The sequence below is a fragment of the Rhizobium sp. P38BS-XIX genome (genome assembly GCF_012641435.1).
Taxonomy (GTDB): domain Bacteria; phylum Pseudomonadota; class Alphaproteobacteria; order Rhizobiales; family Rhizobiaceae; genus Rhizobium.
The window spans coordinates 206163-227038 of record NZ_JABAIJ010000008.1 but is presented as its reverse complement, the minus strand read 5'-3'; the positions used below and the strand labels follow the sequence as shown (position 1 = coordinate 227038).

General features: G+C 59.1%; 21 protein-coding genes. 9 read left to right on the top strand and 12 right to left on the bottom strand.

Annotation, left to right across the window (positions count from 1 at the left end; genetic code table 11):
* Positions 1-26 precede the first annotated feature (26 nt).
* From HGP17_RS24550 to HGP17_RS24530, 5 genes are all read left to right on the top strand, one after another.
* Positions 27-965, top strand: coding sequence for a choline ABC transporter substrate-binding protein (locus HGP17_RS24550; protein ID WP_168813064.1), 939 nt, complete (start codon positions 27-29; stop codon positions 963-965).
* Between the two features lie 207 nt (positions 966-1172).
* Complete coding sequence (locus tag HGP17_RS24545; protein ID WP_168813063.1) at positions 1173-2141, top strand: ABC transporter substrate-binding protein; 969 nt, start codon at positions 1173-1175, stop codon at positions 2139-2141.
* Positions 2142-2159: 18 nt separating this feature from the next.
* On the top strand, positions 2160-3161 hold the full coding sequence (locus tag HGP17_RS24540; RefSeq protein ID WP_168813062.1) for an iron ABC transporter permease: 1002 nt from the start codon (positions 2160-2162) through the stop codon (positions 3159-3161).
* A gap of 41 nt (positions 3162-3202) precedes the next feature.
* Complete coding sequence (locus HGP17_RS24535; protein WP_168813199.1) at positions 3203-4198, top strand: iron ABC transporter permease; 996 nt, start codon at positions 3203-3205, stop codon at positions 4196-4198.
* Between the two features lie 8 nt (positions 4199-4206).
* Positions 4207-5004, top strand: coding sequence for an ABC transporter ATP-binding protein (locus HGP17_RS24530; protein ID WP_168813061.1), 798 nt, complete (start codon positions 4207-4209; stop codon positions 5002-5004).
* On the opposite strand, the gene HGP17_RS24525 is transcribed toward HGP17_RS24530, so the two are convergent.
* From HGP17_RS24525 to HGP17_RS24515, 3 genes are all read right to left on the bottom strand, one after another.
* Positions 4994-5677 carry a class I SAM-dependent methyltransferase gene (locus tag HGP17_RS24525; protein WP_168813060.1) on the bottom strand — a complete coding sequence of 228 codons (684 nt, stop codon included), beginning with the start codon at positions 5675-5677 and terminating at the stop codon, positions 4994-4996. The two genes, HGP17_RS24530 and HGP17_RS24525, sit on opposite strands and share 11 nt — an antisense overlap.
* Positions 5678-5773: 96 nt before the next feature.
* The gene (locus tag HGP17_RS24520; RefSeq protein ID WP_168813059.1) at positions 5774-7507 is read right to left on the bottom strand and encodes an alpha-glucosidase; all 1734 of its coding nucleotides are present in this window, start codon (positions 7505-7507) and stop codon (positions 5774-5776) included.
* A 147-nt stretch (positions 7508-7654) separates the two neighbouring features.
* The gene (locus tag HGP17_RS24515) at positions 7655-8056 is read right to left on the bottom strand and encodes a cupin domain-containing protein (protein WP_168813198.1); all 402 of its coding nucleotides are present in this window, start codon (positions 8054-8056) and stop codon (positions 7655-7657) included.
* A gap of 263 nt (positions 8057-8319) precedes the next feature.
* Between HGP17_RS24515 and HGP17_RS24510 the strand changes: the two genes are divergently transcribed.
* Positions 8320-9129 carry a PhnD/SsuA/transferrin family substrate-binding protein gene (locus tag HGP17_RS24510; RefSeq protein ID WP_168813058.1) on the top strand — a complete coding sequence of 270 codons (810 nt, stop codon included), beginning with the start codon at positions 8320-8322 and terminating at the stop codon, positions 9127-9129.
* A 47-nt stretch (positions 9130-9176) separates the two neighbouring features.
* Here HGP17_RS24510 and HGP17_RS24505 read toward each other — a convergent pair whose 3' ends face one another.
* The 6 genes from HGP17_RS24505 to HGP17_RS24480 all read right to left on the bottom strand — a co-directional run bounded on the left by HGP17_RS24505 (position 9177) and on the right by HGP17_RS24480 (position 15239).
* Positions 9177-9758 carry an NAD(P)H-dependent oxidoreductase gene (locus HGP17_RS24505; RefSeq protein ID WP_168813057.1) on the bottom strand — a complete coding sequence of 194 codons (582 nt, stop codon included), beginning with the start codon at positions 9756-9758 and terminating at the stop codon, positions 9177-9179.
* Entirely contained in the window at positions 9755-11164 is a 1410-nt protein-coding gene (locus HGP17_RS24500; protein ID WP_168813056.1) for an FAD-binding oxidoreductase, read from the bottom strand. The genes HGP17_RS24505 and HGP17_RS24500 overlap by 4 nt, the downstream gene beginning before the upstream one ends.
* 1 nt (position 11165) lies before the next feature.
* Positions 11166-12479 carry a cytosine deaminase gene (locus HGP17_RS24495; protein ID WP_168813055.1) on the bottom strand — a complete coding sequence of 438 codons (1314 nt, stop codon included), beginning with the start codon at positions 12477-12479 and terminating at the stop codon, positions 11166-11168.
* Positions 12479-13345, bottom strand: coding sequence for an ABC transporter permease (locus tag HGP17_RS24490; RefSeq protein ID WP_246704193.1), 867 nt, complete (start codon positions 13343-13345; stop codon positions 12479-12481). The genes HGP17_RS24495 and HGP17_RS24490 overlap by 1 nt, the downstream gene beginning before the upstream one ends.
* Positions 13345-14145, bottom strand: a complete 801-nt coding sequence (locus tag HGP17_RS24485) for an ABC transporter ATP-binding protein (protein WP_246704192.1) — start codon at positions 14143-14145, stop codon at positions 13345-13347. Before HGP17_RS24485 ends, HGP17_RS24490 begins: the two co-directional genes overlap by 1 nt.
* Before the next feature lie 77 nt (positions 14146-14222).
* Positions 14223-15239: an ABC transporter substrate-binding protein gene (locus HGP17_RS24480; RefSeq protein ID WP_168813053.1), complete on the bottom strand. Its 1017-nt coding sequence runs from the start codon at positions 15237-15239 to the stop codon at positions 14223-14225.
* 184 nt (positions 15240-15423) lie between these two features.
* On the opposite strand from HGP17_RS24480, the gene HGP17_RS24475 reads away from it, so the two are divergent.
* Complete coding sequence (locus HGP17_RS24475; RefSeq protein WP_168813052.1) at positions 15424-16392, top strand: LysR substrate-binding domain-containing protein; 969 nt, start codon at positions 15424-15426, stop codon at positions 16390-16392.
* Here the strand turns inward: HGP17_RS24475 and HGP17_RS24470 are convergent.
* Together HGP17_RS24470 and HGP17_RS24465 are read right to left on the bottom strand one after the other, a co-directional pair.
* Entirely contained in the window at positions 16380-17177 is a 798-nt protein-coding gene (locus HGP17_RS24470; RefSeq protein ID WP_168813051.1) for a creatininase family protein, read from the bottom strand. The genes HGP17_RS24475 and HGP17_RS24470 overlap by 13 nt on opposite strands.
* Before the next feature lie 111 nt (positions 17178-17288).
* A complete protein-coding gene (locus HGP17_RS24465; protein ID WP_168813050.1) occupies positions 17289-18128 on the bottom strand; it encodes a helix-turn-helix transcriptional regulator in 840 nt (279 codons plus the stop codon).
* A gap of 133 nt (positions 18129-18261) precedes the next feature.
* On the opposite strand from HGP17_RS24465, the gene HGP17_RS24460 reads away from it, so the two are divergent.
* Positions 18262-18957: a class I SAM-dependent methyltransferase gene (locus tag HGP17_RS24460; RefSeq protein ID WP_168813049.1), complete on the top strand. Its 696-nt coding sequence runs from the start codon at positions 18262-18264 to the stop codon at positions 18955-18957.
* The gene (locus HGP17_RS24455; protein WP_168813048.1) at positions 18957-19652 is read left to right on the top strand and encodes a siderophore-interacting protein; all 696 of its coding nucleotides are present in this window, start codon (positions 18957-18959) and stop codon (positions 19650-19652) included. Before HGP17_RS24460 ends, HGP17_RS24455 begins: the two co-directional genes overlap by 1 nt.
* Positions 19653-19823: 171 nt before the next feature.
* Here HGP17_RS24455 and bla read toward each other — a convergent pair whose 3' ends face one another.
* Positions 19824-20711 carry a class A beta-lactamase gene (gene bla, locus HGP17_RS24450; protein WP_168813047.1) on the bottom strand — a complete coding sequence of 296 codons (888 nt, stop codon included), beginning with the start codon at positions 20709-20711 and terminating at the stop codon, positions 19824-19826.
* Positions 20712-20876: the final 165 nt, after the last annotated feature.

The window sequence follows — 20876 nt, the reverse complement described above, 5'->3', positions numbered from 1 at the left end:
CAGAAACCAAAACAGGGAACACATCAATGCTGAAACAAATTCTGGGATCAACTTTCGGACTGGCCTTCATGATCGGCGTCGCCGCGGCGGCCGAGCCTGACAGCTGTCGAACGGTGCACTTTTCCGATGTCGGCTGGACCGACATTACCTCGACAACGGCCGTTGCAACAACGCTGCTCGAGGCGCTTGGCTACACGCCCGACAGCAAGCTTCTTTCCATTCCCGTGACATATACAAGCATGAAGAACAAGCAGATCGACGTCTATCTCGGCGACTGGCAACCCAGCATGGAAACCGACCGCAAGCCGTTTCTGGACGACAAGTCGATCGAGGTGAGCGGCCCGAACCTGACAGGCGCGAAATATACGTTCGCCGTTCCGCAATATGTGGCCGACGCCGGTGTAAAGGACTTTGCGGATCTGCAGAAATTCGCCGACAAGTTCGGGCGCAAGATTTACGGAATCGAGCCCGGCAACAACGGCAACCGCCTGATCCTCGATATGATCGCCAAGGGCGACTTCGGACTGAAGGATTGGGAGCTTATCGAATCGTCGGAGCAGGGCATGCTCTCGCAGGTCGAGAAGGCGACCAAGGCCAATGAATGGATCGTCTTCCTCGGCTGGGCGCCGCATCCCATGAACACCCGCTATAAGATCGACTATCTCGCCGGCGGCGACGCGTATTTCGGAGCGAACTATGGTGGCGCCGAAGTCTACACCGATATCCGCAACGGCTATGGCGCCGAGTGTCCCAACGTCACGAAATTCGTGACCAACCTGCGCTTTACGGTCGACATGGAAAACCAGATCATGAACGGCATTCTCAACGACGGCAAAGAGCCGAAGGCCGCCGCGAAGGATTGGCTGAAGGCCCATCCCGATGTGGTAACCCCTTGGCTGAAGGGTGTCACGACCTTTGACGGCAAGCCAGCCGCCAATGCTGTCAACGCCCTGCTGCAGGGCTGATCTGCTTCAAGCGATGGCTGGATTTGTCCCGGCATGGCCGCGGGTCATCTCTACGCGTCGATCTATAGGGCGGCGACCTGATCGGGTTGCCGCCTCTTGAAGTGGGATCCATAGCGGCAATCGTTTATCGCCCGATCTAAAATCATGATTGTTAAAATCATCTTTTTTGACTAAGTCCTGTTGAGGCAGTCAATAGGAGGGTTTGCAATGGCGAAGGTTGGATACGCAATTGCGTCGGTGGTCGGTATTGTCACGATGCTTTCGCAAGGAGCCGCGTTCGCTGCGGACGCAAAAACCGTTTCCGTTGTCGATGATCGTGGCGTCAGCGTCCAAGTGCCGGCTCAGCCGAAGCGGATCGCGTCGATTTCCTACTTTGCCGATGACGTCGCGTTTGCGTTGGGCATCAAACCGGTTGCGACCACCTACATGACGGCCGGACGCGAACCGGCTTATCTGCTGGGGCTCACCTCACAACTCAAGCAGGTCGGTCAACGTGCCAAGCCGAATCTGGAACTCCCCGCAGAAGCAAAGCCGGACCTGATCGTCGCCATTCGTCGCTACACCATCGGCAACGCCGCGCAACTTCAGAACATCGCGCCCTATGTTGCCTACAACATGGAACTTCTCGACGAAAGCGATCGCGAAATCGCGGAACTGGCAAAGCTGCTCGGTAAGCCGGAACGCGGTGAGCAGCTGAACAGCGATTTCCGTAAGGATCTCGCCGACTATGTCGCCAAAGCGCCCAAGAACAACCATCCGCGCTTCGTGATCATGTGGGGCGGCGCAACACCATTCGCATTCCATACCGAAAATACCGCCGCTTCGATCGTCGCTGCGCTTGGTGGTGATAATATTGTTGGCGCGAAGACGCCCGGTGGTCCATTCGGCGTGGATCTCAGCCTTGAGAGCCTGCTGGAGAAGGATCCGGAAGTGATCTTCGTCTACGATTCCGGACCGGATCGTCCGCACGAGAGCAATCCGATCTGGTCGCAGCTTTCGGCGGTGAAGAATAATCATGTCTACTACGTCGGTGATGAATGGGTCGAGACGAATGGTCCGATCGCTCGTCAAATGGTCCTTCGTGAAGCAGCCCACTATCTCTATCCGGATGCTTTCCCGGCCGTCGATGTGCACGCCGAGGCTGCCAAGATGATCCCGGCGGAACTGCAGAACTGAGCGACGGTGACGGCGGATATGAGCCCACGGCAATCGGCGCTGACGATCGGGGTGCTCATCATCCTGTCGGCCGCAGTGGTGTTCGTGGGGCTCCTTCTCGGCACCCGGCCCATGTCTGCGGCGACGGCAATCCGCGAACTCCTGCATCCCGACGGCAAGATCGATTCGATCTTCGTGTGGACCCTCCGGCTGCCGCGAAGTCTGACGGCGGCGGCCAGCGGCGCGGGCTTGGCCGTATCCGGTTACATTCTCCAGACATTGACACGCAACCCGCTGGCTGATCCCGGCATTACCGGCGTGACCGCAGGTGCGGTGGCGCCTATCGTGTGCTGTCTTGTCTTCGCTCCCTTCATTTCACCAGCGCTTTATCCGTTCGTCGGCCTTGTCGGCGGCCTGTCGGCGGCGGCGGTTACGTTCTGGGTCTCACGCGGCGGCCAGGCACGTCCGCTGCAGCTTGCGCTTGGCGGCATCAGCGTCTCGCTATTTCTGGGGGCGATCACCACCTACGTGCTCTTGCTGACCGGACCGCAATCGGCCTCGCTGCTCTTTTGGCTGACCGGCGGGTTTCAGGGGCGAACATGGTCTCATCTCTTTTACATGCTGCCCTGGTGTTTCGTCGGCCTCGCGGGTGCGCTGATCCTGCGGCGCGTCATTGGAATGCTGATGCTGAGCGACCATGCCGCAGCGGCAATGGGGCTTCAATTGTCCGTCTGGAAGCCGCTGCTTCTGGTCCTCGCGGTCATCCCGGTCGCGGGGGTCGCGCCGATCGCAGGTCCGGTGGCGTTTGTCGGTCTTGCCTCTCCGCATATTGCCCGGTTGCTCAAACCACAAACGGTCGGATTGCAGATCGGGCTTAGCGCGGCGCTCGGCGCCTTCATCGTCACGATCGCCGACGTCATCGGTCGCAGTGCCGCACTGCCACGGGAATTGCCCGTCGGGATCATCACGGCGCTCATCGGCGGTCCAATCTTCATCTATCTTGTCCAGAAAGGCCGGCTCGATCTGGCCGGGGGGCAGTGATGACTTCCGCGATGCTCCACCGACCGGCACCCGGCATGCGCATGATTGCTTCCCTCGCCATCCTCAGCATCGCGTCCCTGGCTGCTGCGATCGTCTTCGGTGTGGCGGATATTCCATTGCATGATGTGACTTCCGTTCTCACGGGCGGCGGTTCCGCGGAGGCGCGAACCATCATCCTCGATATTCGACTGCCGCGCATCGTCACCGGTATTCTCGCTGGGATCAATTTCGGGCTCGCCGGCTATCTGCTTCAGTCGATCACACGAAATCCGCTTGCGGATCCTTCGTTGATGGGCGTGTCGCAGGGGGCGACACTATCCGTGACGCTCTTTCTGTTGCTGACGGTCTATGTCCATCCCGGAACCAACACCAATACACTCGTTCAATTGCCAATCGAATGGTTGCCCGCCGCAGGCATGGCCGGCGGAATGCTTGCAGGCGGCGTGATATACCTGCTTGCGTTTCGCCTCGGTCTCAGCGCGATCCGCATCACGCTGTGCGGTGTGGCGATTGGCGCTGTGCTGCATGCGGTTGCCGTCGGACTGATTGCGGGCTGGGGGTCGGAGCGCATCGAGATCATTCTGGAATGGCTTTCAGGAAGCCTGTATGCCCGCACCTGGAGCCATGCAATCTTCCTTTTGCCGTTCACGATCATCGGCCTTCTGATGCTGCCCGTCATTGTCCGCCCGCTTGAGCTGCTTCAGTTCGACGCGGTCGTTGCGCGCTCCTTTGGCCTTGCCTATCGCCGGCAATTCTCGATCGCGCTGATGGTGTCCTGCATGCTTGCAGCCAGCGCCGTTGGCGCCGTCGGCCCAATTGTTTTCGTCGGTTTGATCGTGCCTCATCTCGCTCGTTTCCTGGCCGGTCGCGAATTCCGAGTCTCACTCGTCCTGACGATCGTGTTGGGCGCTGTCGTGGTCACGCTGTGCGATCTTCTCGGCCGCCTGCTTGGACAAGCCGAGGAAATTCCGATCGGCGTCGTCACGGCAGTCTGTGGCGTTCCGCTTATGCTCTTTCTTTTGCGCAAGACGCCATGAGGCGAAAAATGTCCCTATCCTGTTTCGACCTTTCGGTCGTCTATGGCCAAAGAACGGCGCTCGATCATTTCAGCCTGACCTTGGAAAAAGGAGAAGTCCGGGCTCTGATCGGACCGAACGGTTCCGGCAAGAGCACGGCGCTTCACGCGCTCGCGGGGCTTATCAAACCTGCAAAGGGCAAAGCAGTGGTCGGCGATATGCCGGTCGCCTCGATGTCTCGCCGCGTCTTGGCGCGTGAGCTCGCCTTTTTGCCGCAGCAACCGACCGCCCCCGACGAAATGACCGTTGCGCAGCTTGTGCGTCAGGGGCGCTATGCGCATGTGGGGTTGTTCGGCTCCTATGGACCGGAAGACGAGAAAGCGATCGACTGGGCGCTCGAGAGCACCGGCCTTTCAGCGCTTGCCGATCGCAGCCTCCAGCAACTTTCGGGAGGCGAGCGGCAAAGGGCATGGATATCCGCCGCGCTTGCTCAGCAGGCAGGTATTTTGCTGCTGGACGAGCCTACCTCCTTTCTCGATATCGGTTATCAGGTCGAAGTGCTTGATCTCGTCCATCGCCTCAGCCGCGAGAGGGGTGTCACGGTTGTGATGGCCATCCACGACATCAATCAGGCGATCGCCGTCAGCGATCGCATATCGCTTCTGGAAAAAGGCAAGCTGCGCTTTGACGGCCGACCCGACGAATTGGCTGAGACGGAACTCGTCCAGCAGATTTTCCGGGTCAAAGGCCGTTTCGTGCGGATGTCTGCAGAGAGCCCGCCGCATTTCGACGTCGAACTCGCTCGCCTTCGCGAAACTACGGCTTGACGAGCCTGAAGACGATTTTGGTCTGCGAATAATAGTTCAGCGCATCGGCAAAATCGGGTGTCCAGCCATCGGCCACAAAGGGGATGAAGCCGTCATATTCAAGCTTACGCGCCGAGACCTTGAAGCCGGCGGCCTCGAAGGCGCGGCCGTAGTCGGTGATTGAGCGGTCCTGAACGACCGTGTTGGTGCGTTTTGCCACCAGTTCCCGCCACTTTGGCCACAGGGGATTATCCGTGTGGCAGCCCGTCACGGCATAGTAGACGCCGCCTGATTTCAGCGCTTTGAAGATGTCGGCTGCGTGAGCGGCGATATCGGGCACGAGATAGATCACTTCGTGACTGATCGCCAGGTCGAATTCCTCGATCCATCCATCGAGTCTGCCGGCAACCTCATGCTGGACAGGCAAGTTGCCCTTCAGCGCTTCCGCCTTGGCGATCGACGTTTCTGCAATATCGACGCCGAGCGCCTTGCGAAAAGGGCGCATGGCATAGAGATGACGCAACAACCCGCCTTGATTGCAGCCGAAGTCGAGCACGCTTTTCGACGAAAGGTCGCGCTCAACGATGATGTCTATCAGGTGACGCCAAATCGGGGCGTGACCATCAGCCATTTTATCTTCTGCATCCGGGTCGATGTACCAGGTGCTGATTTTTTCGATGGCATCGTTCGTCATCACTATACCTCATTCAATCTGCGCTCGCATCGTCGATGCCATAGTTGAGAATGGGGCTCAACCCATAGAAGGTCATCGGACAAGGAATATCGCGGCCTATCGTGCAGGCGAGAGGAACACCAGCGCTTCCCAGGGCCGCAACGTCTTCACCGCTTCCGGCTGCCGAGGGGAGTCTTCATAGTTGCTCGAAACCAGATTGAGACCAGCTGATGCATAGGCGGCGCCATCGACCATCGCCGGTTCGGACGAGACATTGGCGAGCATGACCGCACGCTGATCGCCCAGGGCACGAATGATGATATAGAGCTGTGGATCGTCGAGCGCTTCAAGCGTTGAACTGCCATAGGCGATCACATCGTTCTCATGCCGCAACGCAATCAAATGCCGGTAGTGATGCAGGACAGAGTTCGGATCTGCCTTTTCGGTCTCGACGTTGATCGTCTTGTAATTGGGATTGATGGCCATCCACGGCGTGCCCGTCGTAAAGCCGGCATTGGTGCCGGCATCCCATTGAACCGGGCTGCGGGCATTGTCGCGTGCCATCGGCCTGACGATGCGCATTAACGCTTCCGAATCCTGCGCGGGGTCGGCCGCCATGCGTGAGAGGTAGTAGTTGCGCGACTGGATATCGAGAAGATCGTCGACCGTTTTCAGTTCGGGATTGGTCATGCCGATCTCTTCACCCTGATAGACATAGGGCGTGCCGCGATGCATATGCAGGATCGTCGCGATCGCCTTGGCCGATTGAACGTGGTACCGGCTGGTATTGCCCCAGCGAGAAAGCGCGCGCGGTTGATCGTGGTTGTTGAAGTAGAGGCTGTTCCAGCCGGCAACTGCCAGTCCATCCTGCCAATGGCCCATGACGGCCTTGAGCTTGGGGAGTTCCAGCGCGGTCGGAGCCCAGCGTGTCGCGCCGATCTGATCCACCTGCATGTGCGCGAACTGGAAAACCATGTTGAGCGCACCCGATTTTTCATCGGTCAGCGCTGTCGCATGGTCGACGATCGCTTGCGGCGTTTCGCCGACTGTCAACAGGACCTTGTCGCGGCCGTCGAAAACCTCGCGTCGCATTTCGCTCAGAAATTCCAGCAGGCGCGGACCGTGGATATAGTGCTGCCGACCATCGCTCGACGGGCCTGTTCCAGTGGCGTCCGGCAGGCCATCAACCTTGGAAATGAAGTTGATGACATCCATGCGGAAGCCGTCCACGCCGCGATCCAGCCACCAGCGCATCATGTCGTATACGGCGCCGCGCAGTTCCGGGTTTTCCCAATTAAGATCCGGCTGCTTGCGTGAGAAAAGATGCAGATAGGATTGATCGGTCGCCTCGTCATGCTCCCAGGCCGACCCCGAAAAGCGCGACTGCCAGTTGTTGGGCGCAGAGCCATCGGCCTTGCGATCCCGCCAGTAATACCAGTCGCGCTTCGGATTGTTGCGTGAAGAGCGCGATTCGATGAACCATGGGTGTTCGTCCGACGTGTGGTTGACCACCAGATCCATCAGCAGCCGCATATCATGCGCGTGCATTTTTTCGATCAGCTCATCGAAATCGGCAAGCGAGCCGAACAACGGATCGATGTCGCGATAGTCGCTGATGTCATAACCGTTATCGTCTTGCGGCGAGGGATAGACGGGAGAAAGCCAGATGACGTCGATGCCGAGCCAGGCGAGATAATCGATGCGATCGATCAGACCACGCAGATCGCCGATGCCATCGCCATTGGCATCGGAAAAACTCCGGGGATAGACCTGATAGACGACGGCGCGCTTCCACCAGGCTTGAGTTGCAAGCGTCGCTTCGGGAGTGGCGGAAGAGGTTGGGGCGGCCATGATATCTCCAGTCGTTCGTTCCAGCCCTCAATTGTGCCAAACCGGCCGCCGGTCAATGACCTGCGACGATCCGCGCGCTCGCGTCGTCGATGTGCACCCCTCCCAGCGAAGCGCGCGACGACTTGTGGGTTGCCGCGCGCTTGGGGCTCACTTGACCGGCACGAGCAAGGTCTCGCCCTTGCGTACGATATAGGTGGCAAGCTCTGTTGCCTCGCCATCACCGACATTGCGAACCGAGTGGACCACGCCCGACGGGATATAAAGGGATTGACCCGTCTTTACGATCACTGGTGCTTTGCCTTGAAGGCTGTACTCGAGCGTTCCCTTCGTCACATGGGCGATTTCAACGCCGGGATGGTGATGGCTTCCGGCGGTCTGGCCCGGTGCAAAGCCAACGAGGACCTGCACGACCTCATAGCCTGCCGCATCGACATCGCCCTTCACGAGGTCGGTTCGCTTCAGTGCCTGCTCGGCAGCGGCGAGCGGGCTGACCGTGATGGAGCCGGCGATCAGGGCTAGCGTGAGGGACAGAATGCGGGTTTTGGACATGCTCATCGGATTGCCTTTCTAAAAATCGCACGAGTGCGTGTTTGAGTGTTCCGTCAGTTGAACAGCGCCATGAATAAGGGATGTGTCCGGATAGGTGTGTTTTTGTAACGCATTGTATCGCCGGCCAAGTCTGTTGTGACGGTGTCGGCACTGCGTCTGAAGACGGCGATTCGGTGTCGCTAAGCGAGGTTGCAAAAGCGGCCGAGACATGATGAGGCTGTCGGCAACTTCGTCGCATTCAATCCCTTAGCCAGAGACACAAGATGACCATTGCAAGCATCCAGATGTACGCCAATTTCGCACCGCTTCAGCAGGCGACGGAGGATCTCTGGTTCTTTGTGCGTGACAGGCTTCGAGCGGATGGCTTGGGCGATGTGCCCGAGGCTCTGGACCAATCCGTCAGCTATGATGAAGCATGGCTCAGCCCCGGCCTCGTTTTGTCTCAGACATGCGGATATCCTTACGTATCGAAGCTGCGCGGGCGCGTGCGTCTGGTCGCGACACCCGAATACGGCTATCCGGGATGCGAAGGGCCGAATATGCGCAGCTTCGTCATCGTTCGAGACGATAGCCGATATCAGGATATACTGGACACTCGTGGGGCCAGGGTTGCCATCAATCAGACAGAGAGCAACTCAGGTTACAATCTGCTTCGCGCGTTGATCGCGCCCCACGCAACTGAGGGAAAGTATTTCTCCTCCGTCCTGCAAAGCGGCAGTCACGATGCCAGTCTCTCTGCCGTCAAGACCGGCGATGCCGATCTTGCGGCGATCGATTGCGTCACCTTCGGAAACATCTCGCGTTTCGACCCACAGAGGCTGGACGGGATCAAGATCCTGACGGAGACGCCTTCCGGCCCGGGATTGCCCTTCATCACGAGGCTCGATGCCTCCGATGAAGAGGTTGGCCTTTTGCGGAGCGCACTTTTTGCAGCGATTGCTTCACCGCAACTCGCTGAGGCCCGCAATATGCTTTCGCTCAAGAATATCCATGTTTTGAGTGACACCGATTACGAGCGGCTGAAGTCGCTGGACGACTATGCCACCCGGCTTGGATATCCGGTGATCGCGTAAAACCGAAGGCGGTCGCCAAGGGCTGTGGTTGCCGTTCAGGCGGCGCCTTAGAACGTCGTCATTTTCTGGCGCACCTTGTCGAGAAACCGCTGTCTGGTCAGATCGGTCGATCGGTTCATGTCGTAATGGGCGAGAAACACGATGGGGGCGAACGGTTTGATCTGCGCACGCAGCACGCGCTTGACGATCTTCTTCGGCGGATTGCCGGCGACGAAGGCGCGGAACGGGTCGGCGCCATAGGTCAGCACAGCACCGAGCTTTCGTATATGCTGCAACTTGGAGCGCACCTTGCCATCGACGAGTTCGAAGGAGACACCGGGAAGCCATACGCGATCGAAGTAGCCTTTAAGGATGGCCGGAAAACCGAAATTCCAGACCGGAGTGACGATCACGAGCGCCTCGGTGCGTTCCAAGCGTTCGACATAGGGTTTCAGCGTCTCGGTATTTTCCGGATAGTCGTGATAGATCAACCGATCATGGCGTGACAGGACGGGATCAAAACCCTCCTCATAGAGGTTGCAGTCGTCGACCTCATGTCCGGCACGCTTCAGGCTCTCGATCGTCTGTCTATGCAATGCGCCGCCAAAGCTCTCTTCGACGGGATGGGAATGAAGGACGAGAACCTTCATGAGGCCTCCATCAGCGCCGCAAGGCCCGGGAAGAGATAGTTCTTGCCGGATTTGAAGTCGAAATTCGGATCGTCCCAGGCGATCATCTTGCCAGGGTTGAGCAGGCCCTTCGGGTCGGTCTCCTTCTTGAAGGCAAGCTGGACGGCATCCGTCTGCTTCATGCCGCCTTCCTCCAGCGTATAGCGATGCGGGTTGAAGATCGGGCAGCCATGATCCTGGTGAATCCTGATGATCTCCTCGAGCCGTGCCTCCGATGTATAGCGCACTAGCGGCAGGCCGGCGCACTGGATCTGCCCGTCGAACTTGATGAATTCGAGATGGCCGGGCACCTCGTCGCCGAAGAGTTCGACCATCTTCTGGACCTTGGCGACGTGATCCGGTCCCGGATACTGAACCTGTAGATAGGTGATCGACGGATCGACCTTGATGGCGCGCAGGGTCGTGTGGTTCCAGGCGAGCTCATAGGCGTGTGGGATGCCCTTCATGCTTTCCACCTTGTCGGAGCGGAAGGTGATCTCGCCTTTCTGCTGCCGGGTAAAGGCGATGAAGGGGTCCATGGCATGCGGCGCGATCATCAGCGCGACGATCGATTGCCCCTGCCGGATATAGGGTTTGTGGCGGGCAAAATAGTCGTACGGAATGGGCGCGGCGATCGGCGCGATTTCCTTGACGAGAATGCCGTTGCATTTGGCGAGCGCATCGGAAAAGCGTACGGCATCCATGAAGTCGTCATAGCTGACCAGCACGTCGACCCAGTCATAGGCCGGTGCCAGCGGCATTTCGATCTCGGTGATGATGCCGTTGGTGCCATAGGCATGGCTGACCTTGGTCAGGTCCCAGCCGGTGAGATCGAGAATGCGGGGTTCCGCCTCCATCGTCACGACACGCAGCCGCAGGATATTGCCGAGATCGCGCAGGCCACCCCAGGTTATCGAGCCGACGCCGCCGGAACCGCCGGCAATGAAGCCGCCGATGGTCGCCGTTTGCGCAGTCGAGGGGTGAAAACGCAACTCCTGCCCCGAATGGGCCTTGGTCTGGCGATCGAGTTCGGCAATGACGATGCCAGGCTCGCAGATGACACGGCCGGGATGGATCTCCTTGACCTTGTTCATGGCGGCGAGGTTGAGCACGATGCCACCGGACAGCGGCATCGCCTGACCGTAATTGCCGGTGCCCGCGCCGCGCGGCGTGACCGGTACGTCATGCGCATAGGCGACCTTCAGGATACGGATCACCTCTTCCTCGGTCTTCGGCGTGACGACGAGATCGGCCGTCACAGTGTCGAGCTGAGCTTTCAGGATCGGCGAATACCAGTAGAAATCGCGGCTCTTCTGGCGCACGAGCGCCGGATTGTCTTCGATGGCGATACCTTCGAGTTCTTTCTTGATGCGCTGATAATCCGGCATGTCAGGCTCCAATGACGCTGTCGAGTTCACGATAATCCGGCAGACTGCGGTCGATCACTTTGCCCTTGCGCAGGACGACACGGTCGGACTGCGGACGGGAAAGAAATTCGCTCCAGCGCCTTGCGCTGAAAAGCACGAGATCGGCCGGGCTGCCGACGGCGATGCGCCCGATATCCGGGCGGCCGACAATGGCTGCGGGCGAGGTGGTGACGACCCTTGCCGCCGTATCCAGCGGGTGGTCGAGATGGAGGATGCGCACAGCCTCGCGGAACACCTCGACCGGATCGAGATCGCCATAGGCGTAGAATGGGTCACGGGTATTGTCGGAGGCGACGGCTGTTGGCACGCCGGCGGCGGCAAGCTCGTGCAGAAGGGTGACGCCACGCCAGCGCGGCGTGCGGCCGGGGTGGCGGTCCTGAAGATACATATTGCACATCGGCAGCGAGACGATGGAAATCCCGGCATTGGCGACGAGATCGATGGTGCTGCGCGCGACATCCTCGTCCTGTCGGGCAAGCGAGCAGCAATGGCCGGCGGTCACCTTGCCTGTAAAGCCGTTGCGAAGCACGGCTTCGGCGATCGACTTCAGCGTCAGCACCTGCTTGTCTTCCGTCTCGTCGACATGCAGATCGATGTCGAGGCCGTTGTCGGCGGCTGCGCGGATCAGTTTATCCAGCTGCGCGTCGAGTTCCGGGTTCAGCTGCGTCACTCCACCCATCAGGCCATCTGCTTCCCGAACGACGCGAAGCAGATCGGCGAAAAAGGCATCGTCCACCATGCTGTCGAGCGGAAAGAGGGCGACGGCCTGGAGCGCGATCTTGTCCTTCCATGCCTCGCGAACAGAAGTGAAAACCTCGAAGGAAATGCGGTGCTGCGGTGCCAGTGAATCAAGGTGGGTGCGGATCAGGCCGGTGCCATGGGCATAAGCCGAGCGCAGCGAAAACTCCATGCGCTTGCGGACATCCTCGGCGGACCAGTTGGCCTCACGGTCGGTGCGAACGGCATCGAGCGCCCCTATGAAGCTGCCGTCGGGGTTGGCGCGCCGCTCCCAGATGTGACCCTTGTCGAGGTGGGTGTGCATGTCGGCAAAGGTCGGCCAGACCATGCCGTCGCGCATATCGACCTTGGCATACTCGGCCGGCGCCGTACCGGGGGCGCGGATATCGCTGACAAGACCATCGGCAACGACAATATCGGCTTTGACGAGACCTTCACTGGCAGCGGCCTTGAAGCCGGAGAGCGTCACGGCGGGAACTGTGGCATTGCTCAGCACGAAGCGGGCGGCATTCGGTGGCGACATGAAGGCGTGGGACATTAGTTTTCCCGCTTGAGGCTGCTCTCATGCCAGCGATGAAGGCTCAGCCATGAGATGAATGAGGTAAGAGCGAAGATGGCGACGCCCAGCGCCGACAACAGCAAGAGAGCGGCAAAGAGACGTGGCATGTTCTGGCGGTACTGCGCTTCCAGCAAGCGGAACGCGAGCCCGGAATTCGGACCGCCAGAGCCGGCGGCAAACTCCGCGACGACAGAGGCGATCAGCGACAGGCCGCCGCCAATTCTCAACCCGGTCATGAAGTAGGGCTGTGCAGCCGGCAATTTCAGATGCAGCAATGCCTGCCAGCGTGATGCGCCATAGAGATCGAAGAGATTGAGGAGGTTGTGATCGACGCTCTTCAATCCCTGCACCATGTTGGAGAGAATGGGGAAGAAGGCAACGAGGAAGCCGCAGATCAACAGGGCCGCTTCGCGGGTTGGCGCATAGATCAGGATCAGCGGCGCGATCGCGACGATCGGCGTGACCTGCAGAATGACGGCGAGAGGATAAAAGGCGAGCTCGATCCAGCGAGACTGGACGAGGAAAATAGCAAAACCGACGCCGCCAATCAGTGCCAGGATCAGTGATATGAAGGTGATCTCCGTCGTGACCCACAGAGCAGGCCAAAGAATGCCCCAGTCGGAGACAAGCGCCTTGGCAACAGCAATCGGGCTCGGCAGGATATATTGCGGGATGTCGGCGCCGACGACCAGAAGCTGCCAGAGCAGGAGAAGCACGACAACGGTTACTACCGGCACGAAGACACCCAGCGTGCGTTCGAGGCTGCGCGTGGCGGCGGTGGTGATCGGTTGCGCCTCATCCGGTTTGGCGGGCAGAGTGGCCGACAGGCTGGTACTCTCGCTCATCAATGGACCTCCTGCCAGCCGATGGCCTCGATCAGAGAGCGGGATACCTTTTCGCACACCTGACGATATTCTTCGGACGAGCGATAAAGCGGATCGCGCTCGCCGCTGGTCTGCAGCGGAAAATCGGTATGGACACGGCCCGGCCGCGCCTTCATGACGACGATACGGTTGGAGAGATAGGCGGATTCGTAGACGGAATGCGTGACGAAGATGACGGTGATGCCGGTCTTCTGCCATAGGCTGAGAACATCGTCGTTCAGCTTCTGCCGGGTAATTTCGTCAAGCGCAGCGAAGGGCTCGTCCATCAGCAGCAGTTTCGGCTTTGTCACCAGTGCGCGAGCGATGGAAACCCGCATCTTCATGCCGCCGGAAAGCTCTCGCGGATAGGCCTCGGCAAAGTCCTGGAGACCGACAGTGGCCAGCGTTTCCATGATCTGCTCGCGCGCCGCCGCCTTCGACACGCCCCGCAGCTTCAGCGGCAGATGAACATTGCCGAACACCGTCTTCCATGGCAGCAGCGTCGGCTCCTGGAACACGAAGCTGATGTCACCCTCCGGCAGACCCTTTGCATTGATGCGCGAACTCGGCCAATCGATCTTACCGCTGGAGGCGCCGCCGAGCCCGGCAATGATCCGCAAGGCCGTCGATTTTCCACATCCGGACGGACCGAGAAGACTGATGAACTCGCCGCTTTCGACATTGATCGACATGCCCGAGAGCGCCAGCGTGCCGTTGGAGAAGACCTTGGAGACCTGCTCCATGATGACGAGCGGGCGCTGACGCGTCTGAGTCATGGTCATCGTTTGGATATCCGACATCGTGTCTCAACCTGCGCTTTGCCGGCTCTCCCTACCGCAGGGGCGGGAGGCCGAGTGCCTTACTTCTTGAGCGACATGCCGACGCCCTTGCAGACAAACTGCGTGTCGAAGGCCTTCTTATAGTCGACGTCAGCGTCGAAAACCTTGATCTGCACCATTTCGTCGAAGAACTTCTTGTAGTGAGCTTCGGTGATGCAGCCGATGCCCTTGTCGAGAGCGTCGCCGGATTCGACGATTCCATGTTCCTTCATCTGGGAGATGGAATAGGCGATCTGGCCATCCGTTATGTCGGGATTGTCCTTCTTGATCAGATCGTTGGCCGCTTTGTTGTCGCCATAGAGATAGTTGTACCAGCCATCGAGCGAAGCGTTGACGAAACGCTGCACCAGATCGGGGTTTTTATCGACGAGTGCCTTCTGCGTGGTGATCATCGTCGAATAGGGCGAGTAGCCCGCATCGGCGATCAGGAAGACCTTCGGCTTCCAGCCGGCCTGCTTCTCGATCTCATAAGGTTCGGAGGTGACGTATCCCTGCTGCGCAGACTGCTTGTCCGCAAGGAAAGGTGCCGGGCTGAAATTATAGGGCTTGAACTGCTCGTCCTTGAAGCCGGGGAAGTTTGCCTTCATCCATTCGAAATAGGTGACGTAGCCATCCTTGCTCAGAAACAGCGTCGGCAGCTTTGCGAGATCCTCGAATTTCTCCACACCGGCATCCGGGTGGGCGATCAGTACCTGCGGATCCTTCTGGAAGATGGCCGCGATATCGACGATCGGGATTCCCTGCTTGACCGCATCGATCTCCTGCTGCGGGCTGCCCATGTAGAAATCCAGCTTGCCAGACACCAGGAGCGCCTGGTTGGCGGCATTGGGGCCGCCCTGTACGATGGTGACGTCGAGGCCGTATTTTTTATAGGTTCCGTCGGCGACTGCCTGATAGAAGCCGCCATGTTCCGCCTGGGCGAGCCAGTTCGTTCCATAGGTCACCTTGTCGAGCGCGCTGGCAGGCCCGGCCGCCATGATCGCAGCGGCCAGACCGGCAGCAGCAAAAAACACTTTTCTCGTCAATGATTTATACATGGCTGACTGTTCCCCTTATCTGCCATGGGACGTCGTTGTTGCCGCCCATTTTCTCCATTTGAGCGATTGCGTTGCGCTTTGAAAAGCATCAAAATTCGTGCGCATTGATGCCTTTTTGGCATCTGTTCCGGGCTCTGTGCCTAAATTGTGCGGCCTGGATAAAAATTAAGCAATGGGAACCGCTATGTTGCACTCCAGACGACTTCAATACATCAACGAGATTGCTCGCTGCGGCTCGATCCGCAAGGCGGCGGCCAGGCTCAATGTAGCGTCATCGGCGATCAATCGGCAGATTCTGGCGTTGGAGGAGGAAATGGGCGCGCCGCTTTTCGAGCGGCTGCCGCGAGGCCTGCGGCTGACGGCGGCGGGAGAGCTCTGCATCGAGCACATTCGCGAAGTGCTCAAGAACTACGAGAGGCTGGAAGGTCGCATTCGCAGTCTGAAGATGCAGCAGGCAGGCAAGGTCCGGATGGTTGCAACGGTCGGCCTGACGGCCGGTCCCTTGCCCGAAATCCTTGCGCGATTTCTTTCGGAACATCCACGAGTTTTCATCCAGTTGCGCAATGACGCCGGCTCGACGACGGTGGCCCCTGTATTGTCTGGAGAAGTCGACATCGGGCTCGGCTTCAATATTCCCGCAACGCCGGGCATCCGTTCACTGGGCAATTTCGACATACCGATCGGCGTGGTACTGCCGCCCGGCCACTCCCTGATCGGGACGGGGCCTATCAACCTGGCCGATGTCGTTGAGGAACGGCTGCTGCTTGCACAACCCGGCACAAGCCTTCGAGACGTCATCAACCTCACGCTTGCGCGGCTGCCGGTTCAGGTTGAGCCGGTGCTGGAGAGCAATGCGTCGGAAATGTTGAAGCAGCTGGTCAAATGCGGGGCGGGCCTGACGCTGCTCAATCCGCTCGATGTCATTACGGAATGCCGGCGCGGCGAGCTTGTCTTCCGCCCGATCGCGGAGCCGCATTCACGATCTCAGTCGATGAAGCTGTTTGCCCGCACGCGGGCACCGCTGGACGCTGCCACAAGCCTTTTCGTGGAATATCTGCTCGCGGAGCTGGCAGGCATGGTGGAGGAGCTGCAGGGGAAAGGGCATATCCTCATGCCTTCCGAACGCAGCCGTTCTGCCGCCTATTTCGAATAGAGGTTGGACAAGGCATAATCTCTGAGATCGCGCAACATTTCGATGAAACCCGCGACCTCGTGACGGCAGATGAGCGCGCCCTTTTCCGCCGTGCCATTGGCTGCATCGCCGACGACACCGTTAGGATTAAGATCGTGGGCGATCCAGGCGAGCGAATGCGGTGGTAAAGGCTGCAGATACTTGGAGTGCTCCTTCATCCATTCCGCCTTTGACGCGAAATTCTGCGCTTTATCCATGCGCACGAGTTCCGGCCGGAAATGCAGCATGAGCGAGGTCTCGACGTCGCCGCCGTGGATGCCATAGCGCTGCTCGTGTTCGCTGATCATGCCGTCTGGTGTGCCGAAGCGGGTCCATTGCGTGGCGACCACCGCCATCTGATAACGCACGCGCAGCTCACGCGCCACGATGCCCATGATATCGAGATTGCCGCCGTGGGAATTGACGATGACCATCTTGCGAATGCCGGCTTCGGCGACCTTCGCGCCGATGGCCGTCCACATAGGGATCAGCAGTTCCGCACCCAGCGACAGCGTTCCGGGGCCGTGGACGTGTTCGTTGGCTTTGCCGATCTCCTGCATCGGCAGCACGAGAAAATCGAGATCGTCAGGACGCTGGGCCCTCAACTCCGCGAGCATGCCTTGCGCGATCGCGACATCGGTTGCGATCGGCAGGTGCGGGCCATGCTGTTCGGTCGAGGCGATCGGCAGGATTGCGATCGTCGTATCGGGCGAAAGACCGACGAAGTCATAGGTGTTGAGTTCATTCCAATAGAAGGGCTTTGCCATGACCGTGTCCTTGCGTCTGCAACTCATCGGTCAACGGATACGGCAAGCACAGCAAGCGTGAAAAGCATCAATTTGCGGCCGTGCCGCTGCCTTTTTGCGTGCGCTGATGTTTCAGGCCCAGGCTCTTCCGCTCACATGAAGCTCCGAGTTTCCATAGCGCTCCGCCATATAGCGGCCGGGTGGCGCGCCAAGGACCTTGCGAAACATGGTGACGAAGCTCGGAACACTCTCATAGCCCAGATCGATCGCGACTTGCTGCATCGAATTCCCGCTGGCCAGCCACCTGACCGCCAACATGACGCTCAGTTGCTGGCGCCATCGCCCGAAACTCATTCCCGTCTCGCGGGTCATCAGCCGCAATAGGCTGCGTTCGCTCAAACCGGCGCGTTTGGCCCATATATCGGCGGTGCTTCGATCGGATGGCTCGGCCACCATGAGATCGATCATCTTGCGCAGACGCAGGTCCATCGGCATGGGCAGATGCAATTGTTCGACCTTTGCTGCGACGAGTTCATCGAGAAGCACGTCCATGAGCCGCGAATTGGCGCCGCCTTCCTCGTATAGCAGCGGCAGGTTTGCAGCGCGGAAGAGAAGTTCCCGAAGCAACGGCGTCACGGAGACGGCGCAACAGGCCGGGGGTAGGCGAGCGCCCAATTCGCGCGCGACAAAGGCGCCGTATCCTTCGACCAGGCCGGTCGCCTTGATGGCATGCATTGTGCCGCCGGGAATCCAAAACGCGCTGCGCGGCGGCACGATCCAGAGGCCGCCCGCCACGTCACACGTGAGCGCGCCGCTTTGAACGAGCAGGATCTGGCCCCTGGCATGATGATGGAAATCCAGCTCGATGTCGCCGAAGGCGCCGGGGATGATGCCGTAGCAAACAACGGGCCTGGGCACATCGTCCGGCTCGATCCAATCGGCAGGATCGGACGCCTCATTCAGGATCGGCAAGCTCTTTCCCCGAGACAAACGCGTTGGCGAATTTGAATAATAGTATGGCAATTCTTCGCAATGACGCCAAGGCCCGATGCGCATATCAAATCGATCGGCGGCCGTAAGGCCCAATCATCAAAGAGGATATGCCGTGAATTCACTTGAGAATGTGCGCGTCAGCCGCACTTTGGAAACGCTGCATCAGGCGGCGGACGCTACCGATCGGGACCTCATGGCGGATGTCATGAGCGAGCTGGACGCTTCCGGCGAAACGCTCGACACCGTGATCGCGAAACTGCTTGCCGATGAAAAGGCCGATTATGCCAAGGTTTATCGTGACCAGGCTGAACGATTTCTCGCGGTTTCGCCGAGCTATGGCCACTTCCTCTACACGATTGCCCGCGCGCGAAATGCAAGGCGGATCGTCGAGTTCGGCACGTCGATGGGCATTTCGACGATTTATCTCGCAGCCGCCCTGCGCGACAATGGCGGCGGACAGCTGATCGGCTCCGAACTTCAGCCATCGAAGGCAGGGCGCGCACGCGCCAATATCGAGGTCGCGGGTTTCTCCGACCTCGTGGACATCCGTGAAGGAGATGCTCTCGAGACGCTCGCGGATGTCGGTGGCGATATCGATGTGTTGCTGATCGACGGAGCCTTTTCGCTTTATCTGCCTGTCTTGAAGCTGCTCGAGCCCTTTCTGGTGCCCGGCTCGGTCATTCTCGGCGAAAACGCCTTCGACACGGATTATCTCGACTATGTCCGCAATCCCGACAATGGCTATGTGTCTCAACCGCTTGCTATCGATGAAGGTCGCGGAAACGAATTTACGGTGAGGGTCCGATAATGCAGCAGGACAAACCCATGGGGCGGCTGAGCGATATGATGCGCCGTCTGCTGATGCGACGCGCCGTCGTATCGGCGTGCGAGGATATTGCCGGCCGTTTCCGTCTCCTGACGTTCGAGGGCGCAGCGCTTCGGAATGTCACTTGGATACCCGGCCAGAAAGTGCAGCTCGCCATGGCTGCGCCATTCGTCACGAGAACCTACACGCCGATCGAATGGGACGCCGCCGCAGGCCGCACGCGGATTTTGTGCTACATGCATGGCGATGGGCCGGGAAGCGATTGGGCTTTAGACGCGATGCCGGGGGATATGTGCGACATATTCGGCCCGCGCACGTCACTGGATGCGCGATCAATGACCGGTTCCGTGGCTATCTTCGGCGACGAAACCTCGATCGGCCTGACCCGGGCGTTGCTTCGGGAAAATCCAACGCGATCATGCCATGCCTATCTTGAGGTGGGTGACACCAAGGATTGCGGCCACGTCATCGGCAAGCTGGCGATCGAAAACGTATCCCTGTTTCAACGGCAGGCGCAAGACGCCCATCTCGAACGGATCGAAGCGGTCATTCCCGACATTGCGGCCGAGACTTCCGGCTTCATTCTGAGCGGAAGGGCGAGCTTTATCCAACGGCTGCAGCGGAGCCTGAAGCTGCTGGACATACCATCCGGCCGCATTGCCTCCAAAGCCTATTAGGCACCCGGAAAGCGTGGTCTCGATTGACATTCATTCTATATCCCCGAACCGGCGGCCCAGGCACAGACTGAGCTGTTGATCTCATGGCGCATGGCAGAAGCAGGAAACATCTGAGATCTGCCGCTGCGCTCTATCGGGTTCCAGTGTCTGTTTTACCGACGCTGTCGAGTCTCACAGCGCTGCAGCAACGATCCGGGCAACATCGGCAAGAACAGCCTCCTGAGACTTTACTGTTTCAGGTGCGTATCCCAGATAAGCAGCGACGATCACCGGCGGCCGATGGGATGGCCAGATGACGCCAACGTCGTTCGTGGATATTCTTTCCCAGGTCCCCGGCTTGTTTGCGATGCGCCATCCCGCCGGAAGGCCCACCCGCAGTCGCTGAGTCGCGGCATCTTTGCCACCCTCTAGCCACTGCGTGATTTTCTGGCGCGAAGGGTCGGATAATGCATCGCCGAGAACAATTCGTTTCATGGTTTCAGCCATGGCGCGGGGTGAGGTTGTGTCGTGAACTTCACCCGATCTAACGATGTTGAGTTCAGGCTCTATTTTGTCGATACGCGTTATCGTGTCACCTATCGAGCGTAGATAGGCCGTCAGCGCGGCAGGGCCGCCGCAGCTCGCCAGCAGGAGATTGGCAGCGGTACTGTCGCTATAGGTTGCGGCTGCCTTGCAAAGCTCTTCGATCGTCATGCCGACCGCGCCAACATTCGGTTTCGTCGCCTTATAGGGAAGAACGAGATCCCGCTCGGTGAAATGGATGCGCCGATCGAGACGCTCTTGCCCTTGATCCACGCGGGCGAGAACCTGGGCGATCACCAATGCTTTGAAGGTGCTGCAGAGAGCGAAATGCTCGTCCAGTCGGTTCCCGACGGTGTTACCTGTTGCCGTGTCGAGGACGGCAACGCCCAATTTTCCGCCGCTCCTCGCCTCGAGCGATTTGAGCTTGGGGACGATATCGATCTTCTGCTCTTGACTAAAAGCGCGCGATGCAAAGCTTATCGCAACACCAGATAGCGCAGCCGTCAATACAGATCGGCGCGTGACGCTGATTTCCATTGTTTCTCTCGTGAAATTACGGGGGAATAGGGATTATTCGAAATATTTCCCTCATCCTCACATACTTATTCATTCGGTCTTGCCGGATAGATATGCTCGTTGTTCTGCATTCATTCGGCGGAGCGAGGTAAAATACAAAGCGACCGTTCATGCAAGCGCGCCGGC